The 23106-nt window shown below is 65.6% G+C and carries 16 protein-coding genes, 3 tRNA genes and 1 pseudogene; 9 read left to right on the top strand and 11 right to left on the bottom strand.

The features are described from left to right. Positions 1-6 precede the first annotated feature (6 nt). Positions 7-210, top strand: coding sequence for a carbon storage regulator CsrA (gene csrA, locus AC5P7S_RS04845; protein WP_004152909.1), 204 nt, complete (start codon positions 7-9; stop codon positions 208-210). 78 nt (positions 211-288) lie between these two features. Beyond that, positions 289-381 (top strand) — tRNA-Ser (locus AC5P7S_RS04840). A gap of 120 nt (positions 382-501) precedes the next feature. Here AC5P7S_RS04840 and AC5P7S_RS04835 read toward each other — a convergent pair. Further along, positions 502-2832: a TonB-dependent receptor domain-containing protein gene (locus tag AC5P7S_RS04835; protein ID WP_095377468.1), complete on the bottom strand. Its 2331-nt coding sequence runs from the start codon at positions 2830-2832 to the stop codon at positions 502-504. A gap of 223 nt (positions 2833-3055) precedes the next feature. On the opposite strand from AC5P7S_RS04835, the gene AC5P7S_RS04830 reads away from it, so the two are divergent. Continuing rightward, positions 3056-3538 carry a LuxR family transcriptional regulator gene (locus AC5P7S_RS04830; RefSeq protein WP_095377467.1) on the top strand — a complete coding sequence of 161 codons (483 nt, stop codon included), beginning with the start codon at positions 3056-3058 and terminating at the stop codon, positions 3536-3538. 113 nt (positions 3539-3651) lie between these two features. Here the strand turns inward: AC5P7S_RS04830 and aceE are convergent. Beyond that, a pseudogene (gene aceE, locus AC5P7S_RS04825) lies at positions 3652-3945 on the bottom strand (pyruvate dehydrogenase (acetyl-transferring), homodimeric type); the annotation flags it as partial. A 244-nt stretch (positions 3946-4189) separates the two neighbouring features. Further along, positions 4190-4489, bottom strand: coding sequence for a hypothetical protein (locus tag AC5P7S_RS04820; RefSeq protein WP_095377466.1), 300 nt, complete (start codon positions 4487-4489; stop codon positions 4190-4192). A 139-nt stretch (positions 4490-4628) separates the two neighbouring features. Here AC5P7S_RS04820 and AC5P7S_RS04815 point away from each other — a divergent pair, with 139 nt between their 5' ends. From AC5P7S_RS04815 to AC5P7S_RS04800, 4 genes are all read left to right on the top strand, one after another. Beyond that, positions 4629-5144 (top strand): RNA polymerase sigma factor, encoded by a 516-nt coding sequence (locus AC5P7S_RS04815; protein ID WP_095377465.1) that lies wholly within the window; start codon positions 4629-4631, stop codon positions 5142-5144. Then, positions 5141-6163: a FecR family protein gene (locus tag AC5P7S_RS04810; protein WP_095377464.1), complete on the top strand. Its 1023-nt coding sequence runs from the start codon at positions 5141-5143 to the stop codon at positions 6161-6163. Before AC5P7S_RS04815 ends, AC5P7S_RS04810 begins: the two co-directional genes overlap by 4 nt. Positions 6164-6304: 141 nt before the next feature. Then, entirely contained in the window at positions 6305-9238 is a 2934-nt protein-coding gene (locus AC5P7S_RS04805) for a TonB-dependent receptor (protein WP_095377463.1), read from the top strand. 10 nt (positions 9239-9248) lie between these two features. Continuing rightward, positions 9249-10844, top strand: coding sequence for an alkaline phosphatase D family protein (locus AC5P7S_RS04800; protein WP_095377462.1), 1596 nt, complete (start codon positions 9249-9251; stop codon positions 10842-10844). A gap of 109 nt (positions 10845-10953) precedes the next feature. Here the strand turns inward: AC5P7S_RS04800 and AC5P7S_RS04795 are convergent, their stop codons facing one another. The 4 genes from AC5P7S_RS04795 to AC5P7S_RS04780 form a co-directional block, all read right to left on the bottom strand. Then, the gene (locus AC5P7S_RS04795; protein ID WP_095377461.1) at positions 10954-13062 is read right to left on the bottom strand and encodes a phosphocholine-specific phospholipase C; all 2109 of its coding nucleotides are present in this window, start codon (positions 13060-13062) and stop codon (positions 10954-10956) included. An 8-nt stretch (positions 13063-13070) separates the two neighbouring features. Next, the gene (locus AC5P7S_RS04790) at positions 13071-15449 is read right to left on the bottom strand and encodes a TonB-dependent receptor (RefSeq protein WP_095377460.1); all 2379 of its coding nucleotides are present in this window, start codon (positions 15447-15449) and stop codon (positions 13071-13073) included. Positions 15450-15564: 115 nt separating this feature from the next. After that, complete coding sequence (locus AC5P7S_RS04785) at positions 15565-16491, bottom strand: c-type cytochrome (protein WP_065179458.1); 927 nt, start codon at positions 16489-16491, stop codon at positions 15565-15567. Then, entirely contained in the window at positions 16488-17834 is a 1347-nt protein-coding gene (locus AC5P7S_RS04780) for a c-type cytochrome (protein WP_095377485.1), read from the bottom strand. Before AC5P7S_RS04780 ends, AC5P7S_RS04785 begins: the two co-directional genes overlap by 4 nt. A gap of 182 nt (positions 17835-18016) precedes the next feature. On the opposite strand from AC5P7S_RS04780, the gene AC5P7S_RS04775 reads away from it, so the two are divergent. Further along, complete coding sequence (locus tag AC5P7S_RS04775) at positions 18017-19135, top strand: alpha/beta hydrolase (RefSeq protein ID WP_005416104.1); 1119 nt, start codon at positions 18017-18019, stop codon at positions 19133-19135. Between the two features lie 81 nt (positions 19136-19216). Here the strand turns inward: AC5P7S_RS04775 and AC5P7S_RS04770 are convergent, their stop codons facing one another. Both AC5P7S_RS04770 and AC5P7S_RS04765 read right to left on the bottom strand, forming a co-directional pair. Beyond that, positions 19217-20356 (bottom strand): MFS transporter, encoded by a 1140-nt coding sequence (locus AC5P7S_RS04770; protein WP_095377458.1) that lies wholly within the window; start codon positions 20354-20356, stop codon positions 19217-19219. A 169-nt stretch (positions 20357-20525) separates the two neighbouring features. Further along, on the bottom strand, positions 20526-21227 hold the full coding sequence (locus AC5P7S_RS04765) for a pirin family protein (RefSeq protein WP_005416106.1): 702 nt from the start codon (positions 21225-21227) through the stop codon (positions 20526-20528). Positions 21228-21366: 139 nt separating this feature from the next. Between AC5P7S_RS04765 and AC5P7S_RS04760 the strand changes: the two genes are divergently transcribed. Then, positions 21367-22287, top strand: a complete 921-nt coding sequence (locus AC5P7S_RS04760; protein ID WP_095377457.1) for a LysR family transcriptional regulator — start codon at positions 21367-21369, stop codon at positions 22285-22287. Between the two features lie 578 nt (positions 22288-22865). On the opposite strand, the gene AC5P7S_RS04755 is transcribed toward AC5P7S_RS04760, so the two are convergent. Both AC5P7S_RS04755 and AC5P7S_RS04750 read right to left on the bottom strand, forming a co-directional pair. Next, positions 22866-22942: transfer RNA gene (locus AC5P7S_RS04755), tRNA-Arg, on the bottom strand. A gap of 32 nt (positions 22943-22974) precedes the next feature. Continuing rightward, positions 22975-23051, bottom strand: a tRNA-Arg gene (locus AC5P7S_RS04750). Between the last annotated feature and the right edge of the window lie 55 nt (positions 23052-23106).

Genomic DNA, 23106 nt, shown 5'->3' with positions numbered 1-23106 from the left:
ACAAAAATGTTGATCCTGACTCGCCGCGTCGGCGAAACCCTGATGATCGGAGACTCGGTGAGCGTCACCGTGCTTGGCGTCAAGGGTAACCAGGTGCGTATCGGCATCACCGCGCCGAAGGACGTCGCTGTGCATCGCGAAGAGATCTATCAGCGCATCCAGCGTGGTGATGAAGCCGGTGGCACCGGTAGCGAAAATTCTGCCGAATAACGCTTTACCTTCGCACTCGATTAACGTTATGATTCACGCCCCGCTGAGGTGCAACGCACCAGACGCGGAGAAAACCCCGGAGTGATGCCCGAGTGGCCGAAGGGGCTCCCCTGCTAAGGGAGTATAGGGTCAAAAGCTCTATCGAGGGTTCGAATCCCTCTCACTCCGCCAGATACAAAGAAGCGCCTGCAGATCATCGATCTGCAGGCGTTTTTCTTTGCACGGATGCAGGGTCCCGGCGTGCCATCCAGCGATCATTGATCGCTGGATGGTGGCCGAATCAGGCTCTCCTCAGAGCTTTAGCGTCACACCCACCTGGAAGCCCCGCCCCGGCAGTGGCGCGATGTATTTCAGTGGCGAGTTGTGTGGACGCGCTTCCTCATTGAGCAGGTTGCTGCCGTTGACGAACACTTCCATGCCGGCGATGTAGCTGCTGCGCACCGGCAGTTCGCGGCTGACCTGCAGGTCAACCAGGTTGAACGCATCCAGCGGGATCTCCTCGCTGACGTTGCGGCCGAGGTACTCCTGCGTGTCGTAGTAGGTGCTCGACAGCTGCGCCTTCCAGCCTTCGCGCTGCCATTGCAGGTTGGCGCCGTAGCGGTTGGTCGGCATGTTCGGCAGGTACTCGCCATCGTTGTGGGCGCGCAGCGGATCGGGGTGGTCGGCCTTGTTCTTCACCAGATCGGCGAAGGCAGAGATGTTCAACGTGCCATAGCGGCCCAGGTCAAGTGCCTGCGATGCGTCGATCTCGAAACCCTTCACCGTGGTGTCGGTCTGCTTCCAGTACTTGAGCGGCAGACGGTTGGCGGTCTGCAGGCCGGAATGGCCGAGGTAGAGATAGTTCTCGTACTTCATCCGGTAAGCAGTGGCCGACAGTTCGAAGCCGCCGATGTGGAACAGGCCGGTCAGCTCCAGGTTCTTCGCGCGCTCCGGCTTGAGGTTCTGGTTGCCTTCTTCCTGGGTCATCACCGAATAGTGTGCGCTGCTGGCATACAGCTCGTTGATCTCCGGTGCGCGCTGCGAGGATGCGTAGCGCACCTTGGCGGCGAACAGAGGACCGAGCTCGACACGGGAGCCCACGCTGTAGCTGTTGAGCCGGTAGGAACGGTCCTGCAGCTTGGTATTGGCGGCGTTGCGTGCGGTCCTGAAGCGGCTGGGCTGCAGCTCGTGGTCGATGCGCTCGTGGCGCACACCTGCATCGAAGGTGGCCCAGCCGACGTCCAGTGCCTCTTTCAGGAACACCGCGTTGCTGCGGGTGTCGACGTCGGGCAGGTAGCGCAGTGAACCGCTGCCGGTGACCTGGCGCGACTGGTGGCTGAAGCCGAGCAGGCCGCTGAGCGGTCCGAGCCGCAGGTGACTGAGCAGCAGTTCGACCTGGCTGCTTTCGAAGTCGTAGTCATTGGCCCGGGTGCTGCCCAGCTGCTCGCCCGAAGTGTTGTCCAGCCTGGAAACTCGCAGCTCCGCGCGTTCGAACCACGGCAGCGGATCGCGCAGCAGGGCTTCCAGCGCGTAGCGTTCCTGCTTGATCACCACGCCCACCGGCAGGCCATCGGCATCGTTGGAACCGAACGACAGATTCTGCATCGAGAAGCCCGGCACGCCGTACTCGCTGTCTTTGGCATCGATGCTGACACCCACGTAGCCACGGTCGAAAAACAGCGTCGACCCGAAGGCCACCTGCGAGTTGCGTGCGTAGCTGTTGCCCAGCCGGTGATGGTAGTCGGGCGTGACATCGTTGTTGATCTGCTTCTGCACGTACGACGGTGTGCCGGGCACGTAGGCGGGGTTGGCCGGATTGATGTAGGTGCGGCGCTGCCAGACCGAGGTCGGGTTGTTGGTGTAGAACGAAAAGTCGCCATCGGCCCAGTCCGGATTTTCGCTCATGAACTGGTCGATGTAGGGCTGCGAGGCCTTGTTGTAGATCTGCTGGACGCGCGCCTCTTTCTGGCAGCTGTCGGCCAGCGCCGAGTTGACGCCGCCGGTCGGCGGGAACAGGCGGGTGTTGCAGACGGCGGCCTTGCTGTTGCCCGGGATGTCGTAGTGCGAGATGCGCTGACGCGAGACCTGCAGGTTGGTCGAGAGGTTGCGCTGGTTGTTGAAGTTCATGCGGAAGCCCTGCGCGTCGGCGGCATTGAAGCCCTCGCGCAGGATCAGTTCCATCGACTGCTCCTTGTCTCCCATGCGGCGCGGGATCAGGCCCGAATCGATCTCCACGCTGCCGCCGATCGCATTGCCGCCATAGCGCACGGCGTCCGAGGACTTGTTGACGGTGACGCTGCGCACGAACAGTGGATCGAACGGAATGTTGATGTCGCCGCTGATCGCGTTCATGCCGAGGATGGACTGGCCATCCTGCAGGATCTGCACGCGGTTGCCGCTGAGGCTGCGGATGACCGGGGCGCCCGCGTTCGGCCCGAAGGCGCTGTTCTGCACGCCGGAGACATGTTCGAGCACGCTTCCGAGGGTACGGTTCTGCGCCTGTGGATTATCGACGGTGACCCGGCTGTCGATGCGCGAGAGCGGGGAGGCCTGTACCTGGAGGGTGGGAAGGGTAGGCGCGTCCGCAGCGTGGGCGGTGTGGACGGCGAACAGGATGGCGGCAGCAAGCAGGTGGCGACGCATGGCAGGACTCGTGACATAGAAGTGAAATGTTATAACGTAACTATTTGTATCGACAAGGACGTGATGAGGCCTTGCCGCCAGACCTGAATCGCGGGAGGCGCGAACGAGGTTGCCGCGCGTTCAGCGCCCTGCCTTGTGCGGGGCCCCGATGCTGTGCACGATCCGAAGCGCTGCGCCCCACAACGCGTCACGCAGCACCTTCTTCACTGGAACGGAGCAACGTATGAAGCTGTTGTCCGCTGTGTTGTTGTGTGCGTGTTCGCTGCCGGCCGGGTCGGCGCTGGCCGTGGAAGCGTCCCCGTCGCCGCTGCTGGGGCGCTGGTCGCTGGACACCTCGACCTCGGCACTACCCGAGGCGCAGCGTCCGAAGCAGGTGGTGCTGGAGTTCAAGGACGCCGGCGGTGGCCGCTGGAGCTCACACGTGGATATCGTCCTGCACGACGGCAAGACCATGAAGTCCGACGGCACGTTGGCGCTGGATGGCACGCCGGGTGCCTTGTCCGGCACCTACGGCGCGGACAAGGCAAACCTGAAACTGCCGGCCCCGAATACGCTGGTGATGCAGTTGGTGGATCACGGGACGCCCGCCTCCACCCGCATCTACACCGTGGCGGATGACCGGGCGACGATGACCGAGACCAAGGCGTTCTACGGCCACGACGGCACGCCGATCCTGCAGACCAATCTGTTCAAGCGCATGCCGTAGCGATGCTGCGTTCACCAGGCTCGCACAACGGGCGTGGTGAACGCAGCCGCCTTACACCGCGGCCGGATCGTGCTTGCCAGTGTCGATGCCGTACTTGTCGACGGTGTCCTGCATCCAGCACGCTGCACCATCACCATCGCGTTCCAGCGGATCATCGCGTTCAGGCGGCGCTCGATGGCCAGGTCACCGGGATAGGGCGGCTGGCGTTCGGGCGGGATGGTATTGACGTAGGCCGTCCATGCGCGGGTATGCAGGTCGCCGTGCTGTTGCGCGTCCAGATCGCTCAGCTGGTCGATCAGGTAGTGCGCGCGTGGCCGGCCACCGGCCTGCATCACCGCCTCCAGCGATTCACACCACTCCCGCGTTTCCAGCGGGTCGGTATCGAAGGGGATCAGGGCTTGGTTCATGACTGTCTCCAGAGGGCGCCGTTTGGACGTCTGCCTGAGCGACAACACCATCAGGGCGCACAGCACTGGAGCGGGGTCGCAACGGCAATGCCGTGACGCGAAGGGCGACCGTGGCGGCCACCGAGAAGACAAGCGTAGGCCTGGCACCGCGGCTTCGATAGGCGGGCCCGGCTTGGGTCTCTGGCAAGCAAGGGTTGGTGCCGGGCGCCGCATCATGCGCGGATGCACTGCGTACCGCCGCTGATCAGGCTGGGTACAGTCCAGGCAGGAACATCGGGATGACCGCCACGCCGACGCACAGCAGGCACCAGGCGACGATGGGCAGCCAGCGCGCCATACGCTGGGCCGGTTCTGGTACGCGACCGCCGCCGATCCACAGCAGCAGCGTGAGCACACCCAGTGCATAGGCGAGGGCGACGATCACCGGATGCACATGGATGACCCGGCTGGGCGGCCACATCTGCTGCTGGTAGGCGGTGGTGTGGGCGACCAGCAGCAGGAACAGCAGGCTGCTGAAGGTGTGGATGGCGGTGCGTGCGTTCATTGCTGGGCACTCCTTGTGCCGGCTGCCGGGACATTGCAGGGGCGGCATTCTAGCGGCTGCCTGCCGGTCGTTGAAACGCCACTGTCATCGATGGCGGTCACCCTGCTGGGCTTTCCAGCCTCGGGGTGGTTGGCCGGCCGTGAACAGCGTGAGGATCTGGGAGAAGAGCTACGAACTGCGGCGCCGGCTGCTGCGTGGCTTCTTCCTGCGTCGCGGTTCAGCCAGCGAAGATGCCGAAGACCTGGCGCAGGAGGTCTATCTGCGGCTGCTGCGCAGCACCGGCGAGGATGCCGACGCGGTCCAGAACCCGGAAGCCTACCTGTTCACCGTGGCGGCCAACCTGGCGCGCGAGCACGCCCGCGTGCGGTCGTCGCTGCCGCCGCTGGAAGACATCGATCTGCTGGCCGAAGTGCTGAAAAGCGAAGAAGACATCGAGCGCGAATTCGAGCGTGCGCAGCGCTGGAACGATATCCGCAGCACCATCGCGCGGTTGCCGGCGACCACGCGCCGGGTGATGGAGCTGCACTACCGCGACGGGCTGGACTGCCCGGGAATCAGCCAGCAGCTGCAGGTGTCGGTGCACATGGTGCGCAAGCATATCGGCAAGGGGCTTGACGCCTGCAGGAAGGCGCTGGGCGCCAGGGAGCTCACATGAATCGGTATCCATCACGCAGGCCTGACGACGAGGTCGCACGTGAGGCGGCGCACTGGTTCCTATGCAATCGCGAGGGGGTACTGGACAAGGCCGGGCGTGTCGCGTTCCTGGACTGGATGAAGCGCTCGCCCGAGCATGTTCGCGCCTACATGCGCGCGCTCGCGTTGCACCGGCAGGTGGGCGAGGCGCTGCAATCGCCGTTGGCTGATGAGGCGCTGGTGCCACCGCGGCAGGTCGCCGCCAAGGTGGTGCCGCTGTTCGGTCGTGCGCACGCGCCGCCCCGCGCCGTGCCGCGTCGCGGTCGCGTGCGCTGGTGGATGGTCTCGGCCGCGGCCTGTGTTGCCCTGATCGGCGTGGGCCTGGTTTCGCAGGTGATGCCCACCCAGCATCTCTACAGTGCCGGGCATGGTGAACTCCGCGACCTGGTGCTGCCCGACCAGACCCAGGTGCGGCTCAACGCGGACAGCCGACTGCGGGTACGCATGGGCTGGTTCAGCCGAAAGGTGGAGCTGCTGCAGGGGGAGGCCACGTTCGACATCGCCCGCGACCGTCGTCCGTTCGAGGTGGAAGTGAACGGCCTGGAGATCCGGGATATCGGCACCGTGTTCGATGTATCGCGACGGCTGCAGAGCACCCGCATCGGCGTGGTCTCCGGCGAGGTCGAGGTCTGGAGCCAGGGCGCGGGTGCCCACCGCCTGGCCCAGCTGGAGCAGGGCCGGGTGGTGCAGGTCGATGCGCGAAGCCATGCCGTCGAGTCAGTGGACATGCCGCTGTCGATGCTGCTGGACTGGCAACAGCGCAAAGTGTCCTTCCTCGATGAGCGGCTCGATGAGGTGGCAGCTGCCTTCAACCGGCACAACCAGGTGCAGGTGCGCGTGCTGGACGAAGGCGCGGCATCGGCACGGTTGTCCGGCAGCCTCGATGCGCATCGCATCGGTGCGCTGCAGGCCTTCCTCGAACGCGACCCACGCTTCGTGGTGAGGCGCGAAGGCGACACAGTGCGGGTCGGCAGTCGCTGAGGCCCGCGCGGTGGTGGGCTGTCAGAAAAAATTCATCGAATCCGCGTTCTCCACTTCGGTGGATGCGGGCTCTTACTTGGAAGAAGCCGCTGCCGAGCCACGCAGCGGCGCCTGCTGCCTTCTCTCTTCCAAGGACCCGTGATGCGCAACACGCTCTACCTGTCGATCATCCTCGCCCTGTCTCCCTGCAGCGTGCCAATGGCGGCCGCGGCCGCTGCCGATGGCCTTGAAGCCCGCGTGTCGGCGCCGATCGCGGCGCAACCGCTGGCCCGTGCACTTGAGCAGTTGTCGCGCAGTTCCGGCGTGCAGTTCCTGTACTCGGGTAGCGGTGAAGCGCACATGGCCGGGGCTGTGCCACGTGGCGCCACCGTCAAGCAGGCGTTGGACGCACTGCTGGCGGGTACCGGCCTGGGCTACACCGTGGTGGATGGCAATGTCATCGCCATCGATCCGGCACCCGCACGCAACGCGCCGAAGCCAGCCGCGCCGATGCCGCGCGAGGCCGGAGCGGTGGTGGCGCCGACCCTGGACACGGTGAAGGTGATTGCCGCGCACGAGGTGATCGACCAGAAGAAGTCGTCGCCGGTGATCAAGGATTCGGTGGTCTACGACGAGATGGACAGCTACGGCGACGAGACCCTGGCCGAGAGCCTGATGGCCGCTCCAGGCCTGAGTGCGGTGGAGGATGCTGGTGAGCCACGTTACGTGACGGTACGCGGCGTGCAGGCCAACCTCAACTACACCACCATCGATGGCATCGCGATTGCCAGCGTGGGTGGCAGTGGCTCCGGGGAGCGCATGAACAACCTGCAGCTGATTCCCAGCGACATCGGCACCCGTACCGACATCTACAAGAGCTTCAGCGCGGAGCAGGCACCGGATGCGATCGGCGGTGTGATCGACATCATCAGCCGCAGTGCCTTCGACCGGTCGGGCAGGTACGTGTTTGCCGACGTGGCAGGCATCTATTCCACAGCCGAGACCAACGTCGAGCGCAGCGCTGGCGGCAACCACGAGACCCTGGGCCATTTCGGCAAGAGCGCCAAGATGGTGTTCTCCAACCAGTTCGGCGCCGACCAGGAGTTCGGCATCGTTGCGGTGGCACGCTATGAACAGCGTTCACGCAACAGCGTCAAGCGCTGGGTGGAGTCGAACTACTACTACAACGACGCTGGAAAATACCTCACCGACGGCACCACGGGGCCGGACGAGGCCAAGGGCTGGAACGGCCTGCGTGCGCCTGGCAACTTCAGCACCGGCACCTATACCAACTTCATCACCAACTTCGGTGGCTCCGCCAAGCTTGAGTGGAAGCCCTCGGATGATCCGTTCTACGCATCGCTGCTGCTGTACTCGTACCGGTTCTACGAGAACTCAACGATGAACAAGACGGATCTGTACGGCAACGCCAAGTTTCCGATCCGCAACCAGACCGAGGACAGCGGCACCACGCAGATCAACAGCATCTACATCAAGAACCGCCACGACCGCTGGGACCGCAGCAACCGTGGCGCCATCGCCAGCTTCAACTGGGACGTCGGCGACCGTTCGCGCCTGACCCTGCGTGGTGGCCACACCGAAGAGACCTTCCACAACAACCAGGTCTACTGGGGTGTGCGCGCCTATCCAAGCAATCTGTTCGTCGACTACGAGAATGACAGTCACGGGTTCCCAAACGCGGTAGCGGTTTCTGATTCCAGCCTGTTGACCAGCTCCGCGTTCAAACTCAATCCGGCGCAGGCCTATGTCTCCCCGCGCGATGCCAAGGAGAGCATCGACAACCTGCGCGCGGACTTCAGCTACAACATCGACGCCGATGCGCGTGGCTTCGGCCTGGCCACCGGTGCCGAGTACCGCCACCTGAAGATCTGGCAGGACATCGACTTCGACTACTTCAGGAGCAGTGCCACGCTCAACGATTACCTGTATCCGGGTTCGACGCTGCTGGGCAGCGTGCCGGGCTTCCCGCTGATCGACAACCGCAAGTGGAACGAGGAACTGCTGCCGAAGCTGGGCAACAACAATGCGGCGTATCCGAATGCCAACTTCACCAGCGACTACAAGTACGTGGAGGACATCACCAATGCCTATGTGTCCGCTCACTACGCCTGGGACCGGCTGCTGCTGATCGGCGGCCTGCGTTACGACCACACCCGCTTCGATGCCTACAGCCCGTTCAGCGATGATGGCGGCAGTACGTATACCTCCGCCTTCCGCAACACGAGCGGTGGCTACAACAACCTGCTGCCTTCGTTGAATGCGACGTTCAAGCTGAGCGAGGACCAGCGCCTGCGCTTCTCCGCCAGCCGTACGCTGGGCCGGCCGACGCCGAGCAACATCGCCCAGGCCACCAGCACCAGCTGTGGCGATGACGAGGAGGGCAGGGGCTTCTGCACCATCAAGCAGGGCAATGCCAACCTGCAGCCGCGCCGTTCCACCAACGTCGACCTGGCGTGGGACCTGTATTTCAACGGCAACAATGGCCTGGTCTCGGTGGCGCTGTTCGACAAGGTGATCAAGGACGATATCTACACCCTGACCACGTTCGAGAACGTGGGGGACACCCGCTACCGGGTCACCCAGCCGATGAACACCGACGAGTCGAAGCTGCGTGGCGTTGAGTTTGCGGTGGCCAATCGCAATCTGCAGTGGGGCCGCCAGCGCTTCGACATGTACTTCAACGCGACGCGTCTGGAAGGCCAGACCAACTACCGCATCACCGATGGCACCGAGCGGCGCCTGGACCGCCTGCTGTACCAGCCGGACTGGTCGCTCAATGGGTCGGTGATCTGGCGCATGCCGTGGAAGAGCTCGCAACTGCGCCTGTCCGGAACCTACCGCAGCCGGATGCTGGTCGACTTCGGTGACACCGAATGGCTGGATTCGTACTACGACCCATACATGACGTTCAACATGGCTTTCAGCCACAAGGTCGGCAAGCACGTAACGCTGAAGTACGAGGCCAAGAACCTGTTCAACACGCAGCCAACCTACAGCACCGGTCCGAACGGGCGTTTCCGAACCGAGATCGACGACTACGGCCGCTTCTTCTATTTCCACATCATCTACAACTGAGGGGTCATCCGTGGAGACGATCAATCGCAGGCGATTCCTGGCCTTGGCCGGCCTGTCGGCCGCAGGGGCCTGGATGGGCACGGCGCGCGCACTGGCCGCGCAGACCGACGCCACTGCACTGAACCCACGCAACCTGCTGGCGTCGCCACGCTTTGCCAGCACGCCCTTCACCCTGGGCGTGGCCTCGGGTGATCCCTCGGCCGATGGCATGGTGCTGTGGACACGGCTGGCGACCGAGCCACTGGTGTTCGGTGGTGGCATGCCGGCCCGGCCGATGGTGGTCGAGTGGCAGCTGGCAGCAGACGAAGGCATGCGCAGGGTGGTACGCCAGGGCTCGGCAATGGCCCATCCCGAACTGGGCCATGCCGTCCACGTGGAGCTGGAAGGGTTGGCACCGGGCCGACCGTACTGGTATCGCTTCACCGTAGGCGGCCACGCCAGCGCAGTGGGTTGTACGCGCACGCTGCCGGCAGCCACGGCGGCGGTGGATCGCGTGCGCTTTGTGGTGGCTGGTTGCCAGCACTACGAAGAAGGCCACTACACCGCGTGGCGACGCATTGCCGAAGAACCGCTTGATTTCGTCTTCCACTATGGTGACTACATCTACGAAGGCGAAAGCCAGCCGGGTCTGCGGAAGATGAGCGGCCAGCCGTTCACCAACCTGCGCAACCACGTCGGCCCGCAGATCTACACGCTGGATGATTACCGCCGCCGCTACGCCCAGTACAAGAGCGATGCCGACCTGCAGGCCGCTCATGCATCGGCTCCCTGGTTCGTCACCTTTGACGACCATGAAGTGGACAACAACTGGGCCGGCGCCGAAGACCAGGACGATACGCCCAGCGAAGTGTTCCTGCTGCGGCGTGCGCAGGCGTTCCAGGCCTACTACGAGAACATGCCGCTGCGCCGTTCGGCGTTCCCGCGCGACGGCCACATGCAGATGTACCGGCGCGCACGCTACGGCACGCTGATGGACCTGCACCTGCTCGACACCCGCCAGTACCGCAGCAAGCAGGTGAACATGACGCTGCGCGAGGAGGTGGAATCGCCGGAGCGCAGCATTGTGGGGGCGAAGCAGGAGCGCTGGCTGTTCGACGGCTTGGCCGATGCGGCGCCGCGCTGGCATACCATCGCCCACCAAGTGGCGCTGGGCAACTACATGCGCGAGAAGGACGGGGTAGTGCAGTCGTCCGATGACCAGTGGTCGGGCTACCTGGACAGCCGCCGGCGCCTGCTCGAGCACATCCAGAAGGTGGGCTTCGGCAACGTGGTGACCGCCTGCGGCGACGCGCATCGCCACTATGCCAGCGATCTGGTGCAGGACCACCGTGACTCGGGCGTGATCTCCAGCGAGTTCCTCGCCACGTCGATCACCTCTGGCGCCGATGGTCAGGGTGTGGATGCGTATGCCAGAAACCAATTAGCGCACAGCCCCTATCTGAGGGCGACCACCGACAAGCGTGGCTACGTGCTGTGTGATGTCACCCGCGATGCGTGGATCGGCGACATGAAGACGCTGGATACCGTGATGCAGCCGAATGGCGTGCTGCAGAGCTGGAAACGCTATGCGGTGGAGCACGGCCGGCCGGGGCTGCAGGAGGCCTGAATCTGCCGATCTGCCGCGTAGAGCCGAGCCCATGCTCGGCTGCTTTGTCGGGGCAATGCGACCAGGGCGAGAAGCAGCCGAGCGTGGGCTCGGCTCTACAGAGGGCTCCTCAATCGTGCTCGAACCGCAAGGGCTCGCTGCCCATTGCCGGGTCACTGGTGCCGGGGCGCCCATCCTCGGCGCGGCCGGCCAGTCGCAGTGCACTGTCGCCCGCACCGATGCGCAGGTCGTACCACCCTGCGGTGGGCGCCGCGTCCCATGCCACCGTGGCCTCAGCATGCGCCGGCAGCGCCAGCGCCTGCTCAGGCATGTGCCCGGCATAGGCACCGGCCTGCACCCGCACATTCTGCGCGCTGTTGTGCAGATTGCGCAGGTGCAGCCGCAGCTGGCCGTCCGCGCGCTCGATCGAAGCCTGCACGGCAGGCGCCTTGAACGCACCTTGGAAGTGGCGGTGGAAGCCGTTCGGACCAAGCAGCCAAAGGTCATAGCGGCCCTGGGCGTCCAACGGCCAGCGCTCGCGCAGCGGCGTACCTGGCAGCAGCGTGTAGCGGCGTGGTACCGCATCCAGCCGCAGCCGATCGTAGACATGCAGCACTGCCGGCGCGCCTTCGCAGGACAGCGTCAGATCCACACCCAAGGCATCGACTGCGGCAATCGATGCCTGCGGTCGATAGGGTAGGGCGCGCGCGGGACGTACACCGCTTTCCTGTTTCGCTGGCTTCAGCCCCTCCGGCAGCGTGGGCACGGTGCGCCCCGGCAAGGCAGCTGCGCGTGCGGCAACCGCACTCACGTCGGGCAGGCCACGGACGAACGGGCGGGTATCGCGCTGGGCAAAGTCGAACGCAGTGCTGAGGTCGCCGCAGACCGCGCGGCGCCACGGCGAGATGTCCGCTGCGGCCACGCCAAAGCGGCGCTCGATCAGCCGTATGACCGAGGTGTGGTCGTACACCTGCGAATCGACCCAACCACCGCGACTCCACGGTGAGATCACGTACAGCGGCACGCGCGGTCCCAGACCGTACGGGCGCCCGCGCAGTTCGGCGAGATCGTACTTCTCGTCACCCGGGGCCGGGTGCCGGTGGTACTCGCCTTCGGTGCTGACCGAGGACACACCCGCCCAGCCACGGTCCACCGGCGAAGGCGGGGCAGGTGGCGGCATGTGGTCGAAGAAGCCATCGTTCTCGTCGAACATCAGCAGCAGGGCGGTGCGGCTCCACACGTCCGGATCGGCGGTCAGCGCATCCAGCACGCGTGCGGTATAGGCCGCGCCCTGTGCCGGGCTGGACGGGCCGGGATGTTCGCTGCCGGCCGCGTCGGCGATGATGAAGCTGACCTGCGGCAGGCGCCCGTCAATGACGTCCTGGCGCAGCTGCGTCAGGCCCCGCGTGCTGACCCCGCGCGCGCGCAGCTGCGGGTCATGCCCTGGCGCCGCGCGGTGGGCCTGACGAAAGGCCTCGAAACCCGCCAGCGGGTTGTCGGTGAAGTTGTCGGCCATGTCCTGGTAGATCTGCCAGGACACGCCGCCCCTCTGCAGGCGCTCGACATAGCTGGTCCAGCGGTACGACGCCGGGTACCCGCCCTGTTCGGGAAAGTTGTCGTGCGAATTGGCGATCACCGGGCCGCCGGCACGCGCATGCCCATCGTTGTGGCCGGTCCACAGGAACACCCGGTTCGGGTTGGTGCCGGCCTGCATTGCGCAGTGGTAGGCATCGCAGATCGTGAAGGCATCGGCCAGGGCGAACTGGAACGGCAGGTCGCTGCGCTGGAAGTAGCCCATCGAGTGGTTCTGCTTGGCCTTCGGCCATTGCCCCATGCGCCCGTGGTCCCACGCCCGATGGGCATCGGGCCAGGTATGCGGCGTGCCTTCCACGCGCATGTAGCCGAAGTGCGCGGCGGTATCCAGCGGGAACGGCGCGATCGCGCGCTCGCCGCTGGCATCGGGCTGCAGCCACAGGCTGCGGACGCGGCCACCTGCTTGCAGCGCGGCGGCCGGGGCGACGAACCGATCACCGAAGCCACGTACGCCCGGCAGCGTGCCGAAGTAGTGGTCGAACGAACGGTTCTCCTGCATGAACACCACGATGTGCTGCAGGTCTTCCAGGCTGCGCGTCTGCGCGGCGGGGGCGATCGCGGCGGCCCGGGCGATGCTGGGCAGCAGTGGAGAGAGGCCGGCGGCAACGCCGGCCTGCAACAACCGGCGTCGGCCGATATCGGTCACAGGCTCACTCACAGGTCCACGCGGAAAGAGATGCCGACGGTGCGCGGAGCGCCGATGAAGGCGTTGTCGCGCCCGTCCACCCCTGCAAGATACCGTTTATTGGTGAGGTTGCTCACCACCAGGTTGGCGCCCATGCCCTTCAGGCGCGGCGACAGGCCCTGCAGGTCGAAGCCGATGTTGGCGTTGAGCACGATCGCCGACGGCAGCTTGTTGACGTTGGCGGCGTCGAGATAGCGCGTGCCCAGGTAACGGCCGGACAGGCCGAAGTTCCAGTTCTCACCCTGCCAGTCCGCCGACAGGACGAGGGTCTGTTCGGGCTGGCCGATCACCTTGGCGCCGTCGACGATGCCCAGCTGGGTATCACGCGCGGCATCGCCACTGCCCAGGTATTTGGAGCGGTTGTAGGTATAGGCGGCGTTGAGGCGCCAGCCGTTGTCCCAGCCGTAGCCGAACGCGGCTTCCAGCCCGTTGCTCTCCACGCCGCCGAAGTTCTCGTAGACGCCGTCGGTCTCGCCGAGATAGTCGATGCCGCTGACGAAACCTGCCGGCAGGTAGACGATGCGATTGTCGAACTTGATGTTGTACAGGGTCACCGAGGCGGTCAGCGGCCAGCGGCTGATGCGCATGCCCACTTCAATGTTGTCGGCGGTCTCCGGCTCGACGTTGCGGAAGCGCTGCGGGTCGGTCTCGCCGAGCACGCCGGAAGGAATCGCGGCGAAGTTCTGCGAGAAGCCGGCGAACAGCTCCATGCCTTCCACGCCCGGTGCCCAGGTCAAGCCGGTGGACAGCAGCGGGTCGGACCTGGAATCGGATTTGACGTGTTCGCTGGCACCGATCACGCGGCGGCGCGACTGGTCGACGAAGAACTGCTTCACGCCCAGGCGTGCGCTGAACGGCCCGAAGCGCGCCACGTCCTCGATGTAGTACATCTGCTCGTCAACCTTGTACTTGTCCTCGAACTGTACCCAGTACGGCTGGTAGTCGAAGGCGATGTCCTGGCCGACGTTGAGCAGGCGATGCCAGTCGCGGCGCGCCGAACGGTCCAGCTTCTCCACCCACAGACCGCCACGGATCGTGTTGTCGACCGTGCCGAAGGTCTGCCGCCACTCGACGTCGGCGGTCACGCCCATGCGGTCGTTGTCGTAGTGCGTGTGGCGATACGACTGCGCGCCCAGCACGTTGCCGGCGTAGCAGTTCGGATCGTATTCGGCGGTGAAGCCCAGCTGCGGCGTGCAGTTGGCCAGGCGCTGCGCGGCGCTGCCGTCGGGATTGACGAAGAAGATCTGGCCACGGTTGCTGCCGCCGTACACGGTTTTTCCACCGATGTACTCCGACTCGGGGCGGCCCGCACCGTCATCGCTGACCTGCGCCAGATAGGGAGGCAGCCAGTCGCCACGACCTTGCATGCGGTGCCCGTAGGCGGCCACCGAGGCCTTGAAGCCGTTGCCACCGTCGAAGGCCGCGCGCAGGTAGCCGAAGGTGTTCTCGCGCAACGCACGCGAGCCGGAACGGTAGTTCTGGTCCAGGTAGGGAATGCCGGTGAGGATACCGACCAGGTTGTCGCGATCCGGATTGGTCGCGAAGCCCTTCGGTGAGACGCTGGTGTATTCCGGCTCGTCGGCATCGTTGTAGGACAGGTAGCCGGTCAGGGTCCAGCGATCCAGTTCGGTGATGAACTTGCCGGCGATGTGGTCGTTGCTGGTCTTGCCGCTGCCATCGATCCAGTCATGCACGCGCGCCGACGAGGCACTGACCCAGGCGCGGGTGTGGCCGCCGAGCAGGCCGGTGTCGTAGCGCACGTAGTACTTGCGCGCATCGTTGTCACCGGCGCCGACCACGAAGCGCAGGCGGCTGTCCTGCAGCGGGTCGCTGGTAAGGAAGTTGAGCGTGCCGCCCAGGGCCTCGTTCGAGCGCGAGGAGATATCGGCAGTGCCCTGGCTGACTTCCACCGTTTCCAGGTCGAGGGCGTCGATGTAGCGGTTGGCCAGCGAGCCGCCGCCGTAACCCGAACCGCCGTTGGGGAGGCCGTCGATGGTAGTGCCGATCTGCTGTGTGTCGCGGTTGGTGACAAAGCCACGCATGCTGATCTGCGTGCCCCACACCGATGAGCCGGTGGCATCGGCTTCGCTGACCACCACGCCGGGCACCTCGTTGAGTGCATCGTTGACGCTGCTCATCACGGTCTGCCGGTTCAGCGTTTCCGCGCGCACCGATGTCTTGGCGTAGCTGGTGGCCTGCCCGATCACCTGCACCTGATCGAGGGTGCGGGCATCGCTGCTGCGCGCTTCGGCCGCCTCGCCCTGCGGTGCTTCGGCCAGGGCGTCCAGTGCGGGGGCGATCAGCAGGGCCAGCAGCGAGACACGGGGAAAACGCGCAATCGTTCGCATCGAAACCGGACCTTCAGCAGAGGGAAGCCCCGGAGTGTCGGCAGCGCCAATGACATCGGCATGACGCGAAGATGCAGGAACCGTGTTGTGTGACGGCCCGCAGCTGCTGCCTGCATCAGTACCGCGCGTCCTTGGGTTTCGGGTCGCGCGGCCAGTCCTTGCTCTTGTTGGCGAAGTCCGGCCGCGGCTGGTTGATGAAGTAGCTGGCGATGTCCACCGCATCCTGGTCGGGCATCACCTGCTGCCCCAGTGGGGGCTCGCGGGTCACCGCCGGCGGCATGTTGTGCTTGACGAAGCCGGCGGCCTTGTACAGGCGCGCCATGCCGGCGCCGATGTTGAAACTGTGGTCGCCCCACAGCGGCGGGAAGGCGATGTCACCGCTGGCGTCGCGCCGTCCTCCGCCGTTGTCGCCATGGCACGCGGCGCACTGCACGGCGTACAGTGCCTGGCCACGGATCGGGTCCGGGGCCAGCGTGCTGTCGATGGGCCCCTCACTGGGGGCGGACACCTTTGCACCCTCTGGCACAGGACTGCTCAACCACGCCATGTAATCGAGCATCGCGCGCATCTGCGGCGAGTCCTTCGGCAGAGGCTTGCCGTTCATCGAACGCTGCAGGCATCCGTTGATGCGCTCGGTCAGCCCGATCACCTTGCCCGGGCGCGGCATGTAACGCGGATAGGCGCCGCCGCCGGTGTTGAAGTAGTGATTGCCGAAAGGCCGCTTGCCTTCGGCCATGTGGCACGAATTGCAGTTCAGATCGTTGCCGACATTGTCCGGCAGCAGCCGTGCAGTCTCGTTGAGGAGGCGGCGGCCGAGCATCACCGATTCGGCATTGCCGAGACCGGCGATCTCCTCGGCACTCGGCGCATGGTAGTGGCCGACCACTTTGCCCTGCGCATCGAGGATATCGATCGTGCTGGCGACGGCGGCATCCAGGTCCGGGTACAGATGACGGTAGGCCAGGGTACCGGCGCCGGTCAGCACCATGAGGGTGATCGCACTGCCGATCAGCAGGCGGGGACGCGTGCGCGAACGCTTCATTGTGCGGCCTCCTGCGGAACGTAGTGCACCGGCTTGTCGCGCACCACCCGACGCATGCGCGCCACGTCGACCTCGCTCACTGCGCTGGCCTGATTGCCCCAGCTGCTGCGGATGAAGGTCAGGATCTGTGCCAGCTGCGCGTTCGGCAGCTGCTCGAAGCCTGGCATGCTGAAGGCCATGCGGTCGTGCCGGGTATGTGGTGTGCGGCCGCCGATCAGGGTCACCTGCACCAGCGAGCTGGGGTCATCGGCGAACACGATCGAGTTGCCCGCCAGCGCCGGATAGACGCGGGCCATGCCGCGGCCGTCGGCGCGGTGGCAGGCCTGGCAGTGCTCGGCATAGGCCAGCGAACCGGCCACACGATAGTCGCCGCTGCGCAGTGCGGCGGTGGTGGTGTCGGTACCGGGGGACCACTGCGAACTGCGGCCCTCACGCGCCGGCAGCTGTTTCAGGTAGCGGGCCATGGCCAGCAGGTCGGCGTCGGACAGGTACTGCGTGCTGTGCTCGACCACGTCGGCCATGCCACCGAAGGCCGCCGATCGATCAGTGCGCCCGGTGCGCAGGAAGTCCACGATCTCACCCTCGCGCCAGCTGGCCAGACCGGTCGATTCGCTGCGCAGGTTCTTCGCGTACCAGCCTTCCAGCACCGAACCGGACAGGAACTGGCGGCTGCCATCATCGGCCATCGCCTTTTCCTGGAACGCCAGCCCGCGTGGCGTGTGGCAGGCACCGCAATGCGCCAGGCCTTCCACCAGTTCGGCACCACGCTGCTGCCCGGCGTCCAGCGACGGATCCGGGCTGAAGTTGCGTGGGCGTGCGAACAGCAGTTGCCACCATGCCAGAGGCCAGCGCATGTTGGCGGGCCATGGAATCGTGCTGTCGGCGTTGTCCTGCTTCACCGGCTGCACCGAGCCCATGAAATAGGCGTACAGCGCCTTGATCTCGGCGTCGCGGGCAATCACGTACGAGGCGTACGGCATTGCCGGATACAACGGCTGGCCATCGTGACGGATGCCGCGACGTACCGCGCGTTCAAAGTCGGCGTAGTCGTAGGCGCCGATGCCGGTTTCCGGATCGGGGGTGATGTTGGTCGAGTAGATCGTCCCCATCGGCGTCTGCATGCCGAGGCCACCGGCGAACGGCTTGCCGCCCGGCGCGGTGTGGCAGGCCGCACAGTCGGCGACGCGCGACAGGTACTGCCCCTGTGCGATCAGCGCCGGGTCGTGGATGTCGACCTGCGCGGCCTGCCGAGGTGCGAACCAGTAGGGCGTGCTGCGGGCGATGCCATAGGCGGCGGCCAGCGTGGCGGCCAGGGCAATGGCGAGCTTGAACGAGGTGCGCATGGGGGCACTGTGGGCAAGCATGCCGGCGTATTCATTGATCCGGATCAATGCCGAGGTCGATCGCGCCATTGTGACAACCTGAATCGATCCCGCATTGTCATCAAGCCGTCATCCACGCGCGATAGATGGCCTACGCCCGCGTCGTTAACCTGCCACGCTGTCGCATCCTTTCCCGATTGCCCATGAAGCGCCTGCTGCTGTTGCTGCTGGCGTGCGCCGGCCTGTGGCTGGCTGCATGCTCATCCTCGATCAACGCCTCGTCTACCTCGCTTGCCGACCGGCTGATCGCGCCAGGCGGCGTGTCGACCCTGCTCGATCGCCCGCGCATCGCCGCGGCCATTGCCGGGCTGCCCAACCGCCATGGCTTCGCAGCGGGTCGCGATGGCGTGCCGATCTTCTGGCGCGTGTTCGACCCCGGCGACTACGGCGCGCGGTACCACTACCTTCCGCAGCGTCATGAGAACGGCCTGCCTCTTGATACCGGCCTGAGTCTGGCCGTGCCACAGCCGTTCCGCGCGCAGGCGCCACGCGGCACCGTGGTGCTGCTGCATGGGTGGATGATGAATGGTGATTCGATGCTGCCATGGTCGCTGCAGCTGGCCGAGTCCGGCTACCGCGTGGTCACGCTCGATCTGCGCAACCATGGCCAGTCCGGTGCAGGTCCGTCCGGCTATGGCACCTATGAATCGGATGACGTCGTCGATGTCATCGGCGAGCTGCGCGCGCGCGGCGAAGTGACCGGCCCGCTGTACCTGTTCGGTGTGTCCTATGGTGCGGCCACGGCGGTGTTCACCGCCGACAAGCTGGGTGACCAGGTGGCCGGCGTGGTGGCGATGGAATCGTTCGCCAATGCCGGTGCGGCGATCCGCACGATGATCCCGCACCTGATGGGACTGCAGCCGGAGGGCCTGAAGGCGCAGGCGGTGGCGTCGTACGCACGCTGGCGCTATGGGGGCCAGGACATCAACCAGGTGATCGCCGCCGCCAGCCGCCGTATCGATGTCGATCTGGACCGTGTCGACGTCGCGCGTGCGCTGGCCGATACCCGCGCCTGCGTGCTGCTGCTGCACGGGCAGGGTGACCAGCATATTCCGGTCAGCCAGGGCCGGCAGCTCGCGCAGGCCAACCCGCGCGCGCACTACATCGAAATGCGTGGAGAGGACCACATCACCCTGCCGCTGCGGCTGGACCTGCTGGCCGGCGTGGTGGATGACTGGATGGCGCGCGACGAGCACCACCCGCAGAGCGCGTGCCCAGCCCCACAGCTGCCGGCCCAGGCCGAATGGCTGGCACACGGCTGAAAAAAGGGGACGGAGGGGATTAAGTCGTTTGCAGCACACTCGGGGCAGATGCGACTTAATCCCCTCCGTCCCCTTTTTCTGTCAGGCCACGCGTCGGGCCAGTGAGCGGGCGGAGGCGGCTACGCCCAGCAGCAGTAGGGCGACGCACAGGAAGGCAAAGCCGAGGCTGGTGGCATGTGCCACTGCGCCGATCGCCGCCGGACCAGCGAGGATGCCGGCGTAACCCAGTGTGGTCACGGCAGTGATGGCGATGCTTTCCGGCATCACCCGCTGCTGGCCTGCCATCGAGAACAGCGCCGGCACGATGTTGGCGCAGCCCAGCCCAACCAGCACGTAGCCGGCCAGCGCCACCGGAAACGAGGGCACAAGCGTGGCCAGGGTGAAGCCTGCCGCGGCCGTGATACCGCCGAAGACCAGGGTGCGGGTGCGGCCGAGGTGCTCGACGATGCCGTCACCGAACAGGCGCATTGCCGTCATCGCCAGGGTGAACAACGCGAAGCCGGCCCCGGCCTGGTCACGCGGCACCTGCCGCACTTCGGCCAGGAACACGGCGCTCCAGTCCAGCATCGAGCCCTCGGCGAGGAACACCACGAAGGCCAGGACGCCGATGAACAGCACCACGCCATGCGGCAGTGCCAGTAAGGGGCCTTCGTGCAGGATCCGTTGCGGACGCCAATGCGGCGCCGACAGCATCGCAACCAGCAGCAGTGCCACCACCGAAACCAGCGCGGCCAGCCACAGCGGCGTGCCGAGGATCAGCAGCCCGGTCATGCAGCCAGCACCGACGAATCCACCGATGCTGTAGAAGGCGTGGAAGCCGGACATCATCGCGCGCCCGGCATCGCGCTCGACTGCCACCGCCTGCATGTTCATCGCACAATCCAGTGCACCGACGCCGGCACCGAACACGAACAGTGCCGCGCCCAGCGACACCGGCGAGGGTGCCAGCACCAGCAAGGGCAGGGCGCACAGCATCATCGCGCAGGTGATCACCATCACCCGGCGGCAACCCAACCGCCCGGTCAGCGCACCTGCCAGTGGCATCGCCAGCAACGAACCCAGCCCAAGACACAGCAGCACGGCGCCGAGGCTGGCGTCGGTCAGCCCGGCCTTGGCCTTGGCGTAAGGCACCATCGGCGCCCACGCGGCGGTGGCGAATCCAGGAATGAAGAAGGCGGCACGGGTGGCGTGCTGTTGGGCACGTGGGGATGAAGGCGTCATGCGAGAGCGGGTCCGGATAAACACTGCCATGAAAGCGTTTCCAGTCGCATCGGGCAAGGGGCATTCGGGTCACCGAACGCCGAATACGATTGCGGGCCGTCCATCAGGCGCAGCGGGCCCGGCGATGCCTTTCCGCATCGCTGGGCCACGTCTTCAGGACAGGGCGTGTTTACAGCGGCAGGTCGAACACCAGCACTTCGGCGTCGTTGCCGTTTTCCAGGGTCAGCTGGGCTTCGTCACTGACCTGCAGCGCATCACCGGCTTCCAGGGTGATGCCGTTGACCTGCAGCTGGCCACGCGCCACCTGCACATAGGCGCCACGACCGTTGCCGAGGGCGTGATGCAGCTTCTGGCCGCCATCGAGAATGGTGGCGAAGATGCGGGCATCCTGGTGGATGCGCAGCGAACCCTCGGCACCGTCCGGCGAAGCGATCAGGCGCAGCTGGCCGCGCTTGCTGTCCGGCGTGAAGTGGGTCTCTTCGTAGGACGGCGCGATGTTCTCGGTGTCCGGGAAGATCCAGATCTGCAGGAAATGCACGGTCTCGTCGGCGGAGTGGTTGAACTCGCTGTGGGTGACGCCGCTGCCGGCGCTCATGCGCTGCACGTCGCCGTAGCGCAGTACCGAACCGGTGCCCATCGAGTCCTTGTGTTCCAGTGCACCGCCCAGCACGTAGGAGATGATCTCCATGTTGCTGTGGCCATGGGTGCCGAAGCCCTGGCCGCCGATCACCTTGTCTTCGTTGATCACCCGCAACGGGCCGAAGCTGACGTAACGGGGGTCGTAGTAGTTGGCAAAGGAGAAGGTATGGCGCGAGGACAGCCAGCCATGCTCGGCCAGGCCACGGGTAGCGCTCTTGCGGATCTGCAGCATGATGGAATCTCCTTGTTCGATGGTTTCGATGGGGCGGGGTGGTCGGTGACCGCTGTGTTTTCCCGTTGGAGAGAAGTATCCGCTTGCGCCCGGGGTTTGAAAAACGGATAGTTTTGACGGCCATCATCGAAAAATTCGAATGCTCAAGCTCAGCCTCGATGCCCTGCAGATCCTGGATGCCATCGACCGCCGTGGCTCCTTTGCCGGCGCCGGCAAGGCCCTGCACAAGGTGCCCTCGACGATTTCCTATACCGTGGCCAAGCTGGAGGAGGATCTGGGTGTGCAGCTGTTCGACCGGGTCGGCCCACGTGCAGAGCTGACCGAGGCCGGGCGCGCGCTGCTGGACGAAGGCCGGCATCTGCTGCGCGCGGCCCGCGAGCTGGAGCTGCGGGTGCGCCGGGTGGCGTCGGGTTGGGAGACCGAACTGACCCTGGCGGTGGATTCGGTGTTCCCGACCTGGCTGCTTGGGCCGGATATCGCCGCATTCCGTGAGGCCGAGGCACCGACCCGGTTGCGGTTGATCGGCGAGGCCCTGTCCGGCACCTGGGAGGCCCTGCTCGACCGCCGTGCGGACCTGTTGGTCGGCGCGCCGGGCGAAGGGCCCAGTGGTGGCGGCTATGTGGTCGAGCCGCTGGGCACGGTGGAGTTCGTGTTCGCGGTCGCACCCGAACATCCGTTGGCCAACGTGTCGGGCGTCCTGGGTCGCGAGCAGCTGGTCGAGCATTGCGCGATCGCCGTTTCCGATTCGGCGCGCAGGCTGCTGCCGCGCACGGTGGGCCTGTTGATGGGGCAGGAGATGCTGACGGTGCCGGACATGGCCAGTAAATTGAAGCTGCAGTGCGAAGGCGTGGGCTTCGGCTTCCTGCCCGAGCCGTGCGCGCGCGCTGCAGTGGCGCGCGGCCAGCTGGTGATCCGTGAGGTGGAGGAGCACAAGCCGGAAGAGACCTTCTGGCTGGCCTGGCGCACCGGTGAGGATGGCGCGGCATTGCGCTGGTGGCGCGAGCGCTTGCGCAGGCCGGAGCTGCTGTCGCAGTGGTGGGAGGCAATGGCCAGGGGGTAGGGCTTTGGCAGGGCTGCGCCCTGCACCCGCCGAGGCCAAAGCAACAGCAACAGCGTGCATTCCGTGAGATGGCGGGGTGGGTCCGGTTGCGGGGGACGCCGTGAATCCGTCCATGGAGGCTCGGTCGCCGCATCCATGCGGCTCACGCCCCCGCAACCGGACCCACCCCGCCTTTGACAGTTTCCGGCGATCTGTCGGTGCTGGTGCGGTCGGTGGGTGTCGACCTTGGTCGACACGGTAGATCCACGCCATGCGTGGATGCTCTTCGATCAATTGTCGAAATGTTCGAACTCGATGGAGATTCATCCACGCATGGCGTGGATCCATCAGATCGCGGAAATCTGTCAGAGGTGGGGCGGTGTCGGAGTGCGGGGTGTCAGCCGCATGGATGCGGCTGCCAAGCCTACATGGACGTACTTGCGGCGTCCCCGCACTCCGACACCGCCCCGCCATCCCACGGAATGCGCGCTGTTGCTGTTGCTCCGGCTCTGGCTGTGGCCTCTGAAGGTGCAGGGCGCAGCCCTGCCGAAAAACACGCATAAAAAAACAGCAGGCCGAGGCCTGCTGTTTCGGTGTAATGGTGCGCCCGGAGAGATTCGAACTCCCGACCGCCTGGTTCGTAGCCAGGTACTCTATCCAACTGAGCTACGGGCGCCAATTACATAAACTTGTTGTGCCGACTGTGTATGGTGCGCCCGGAGAGATTCGAACTCCCGACCGCCTGGTTCGTAGCCAGGTACTCTATCCAACTGAGCTACGGGCGCGCGGTACACAATCAACTTACTGCCTAATTTTACTGCATTTTCAGCGGCGGATGCT

It is taken from the genome of Stenotrophomonas sp. YJH_SMC_32 (genome assembly GCF_059369975.1).
This window is presented reverse-complemented; position numbering and strand designations above follow the sequence as displayed.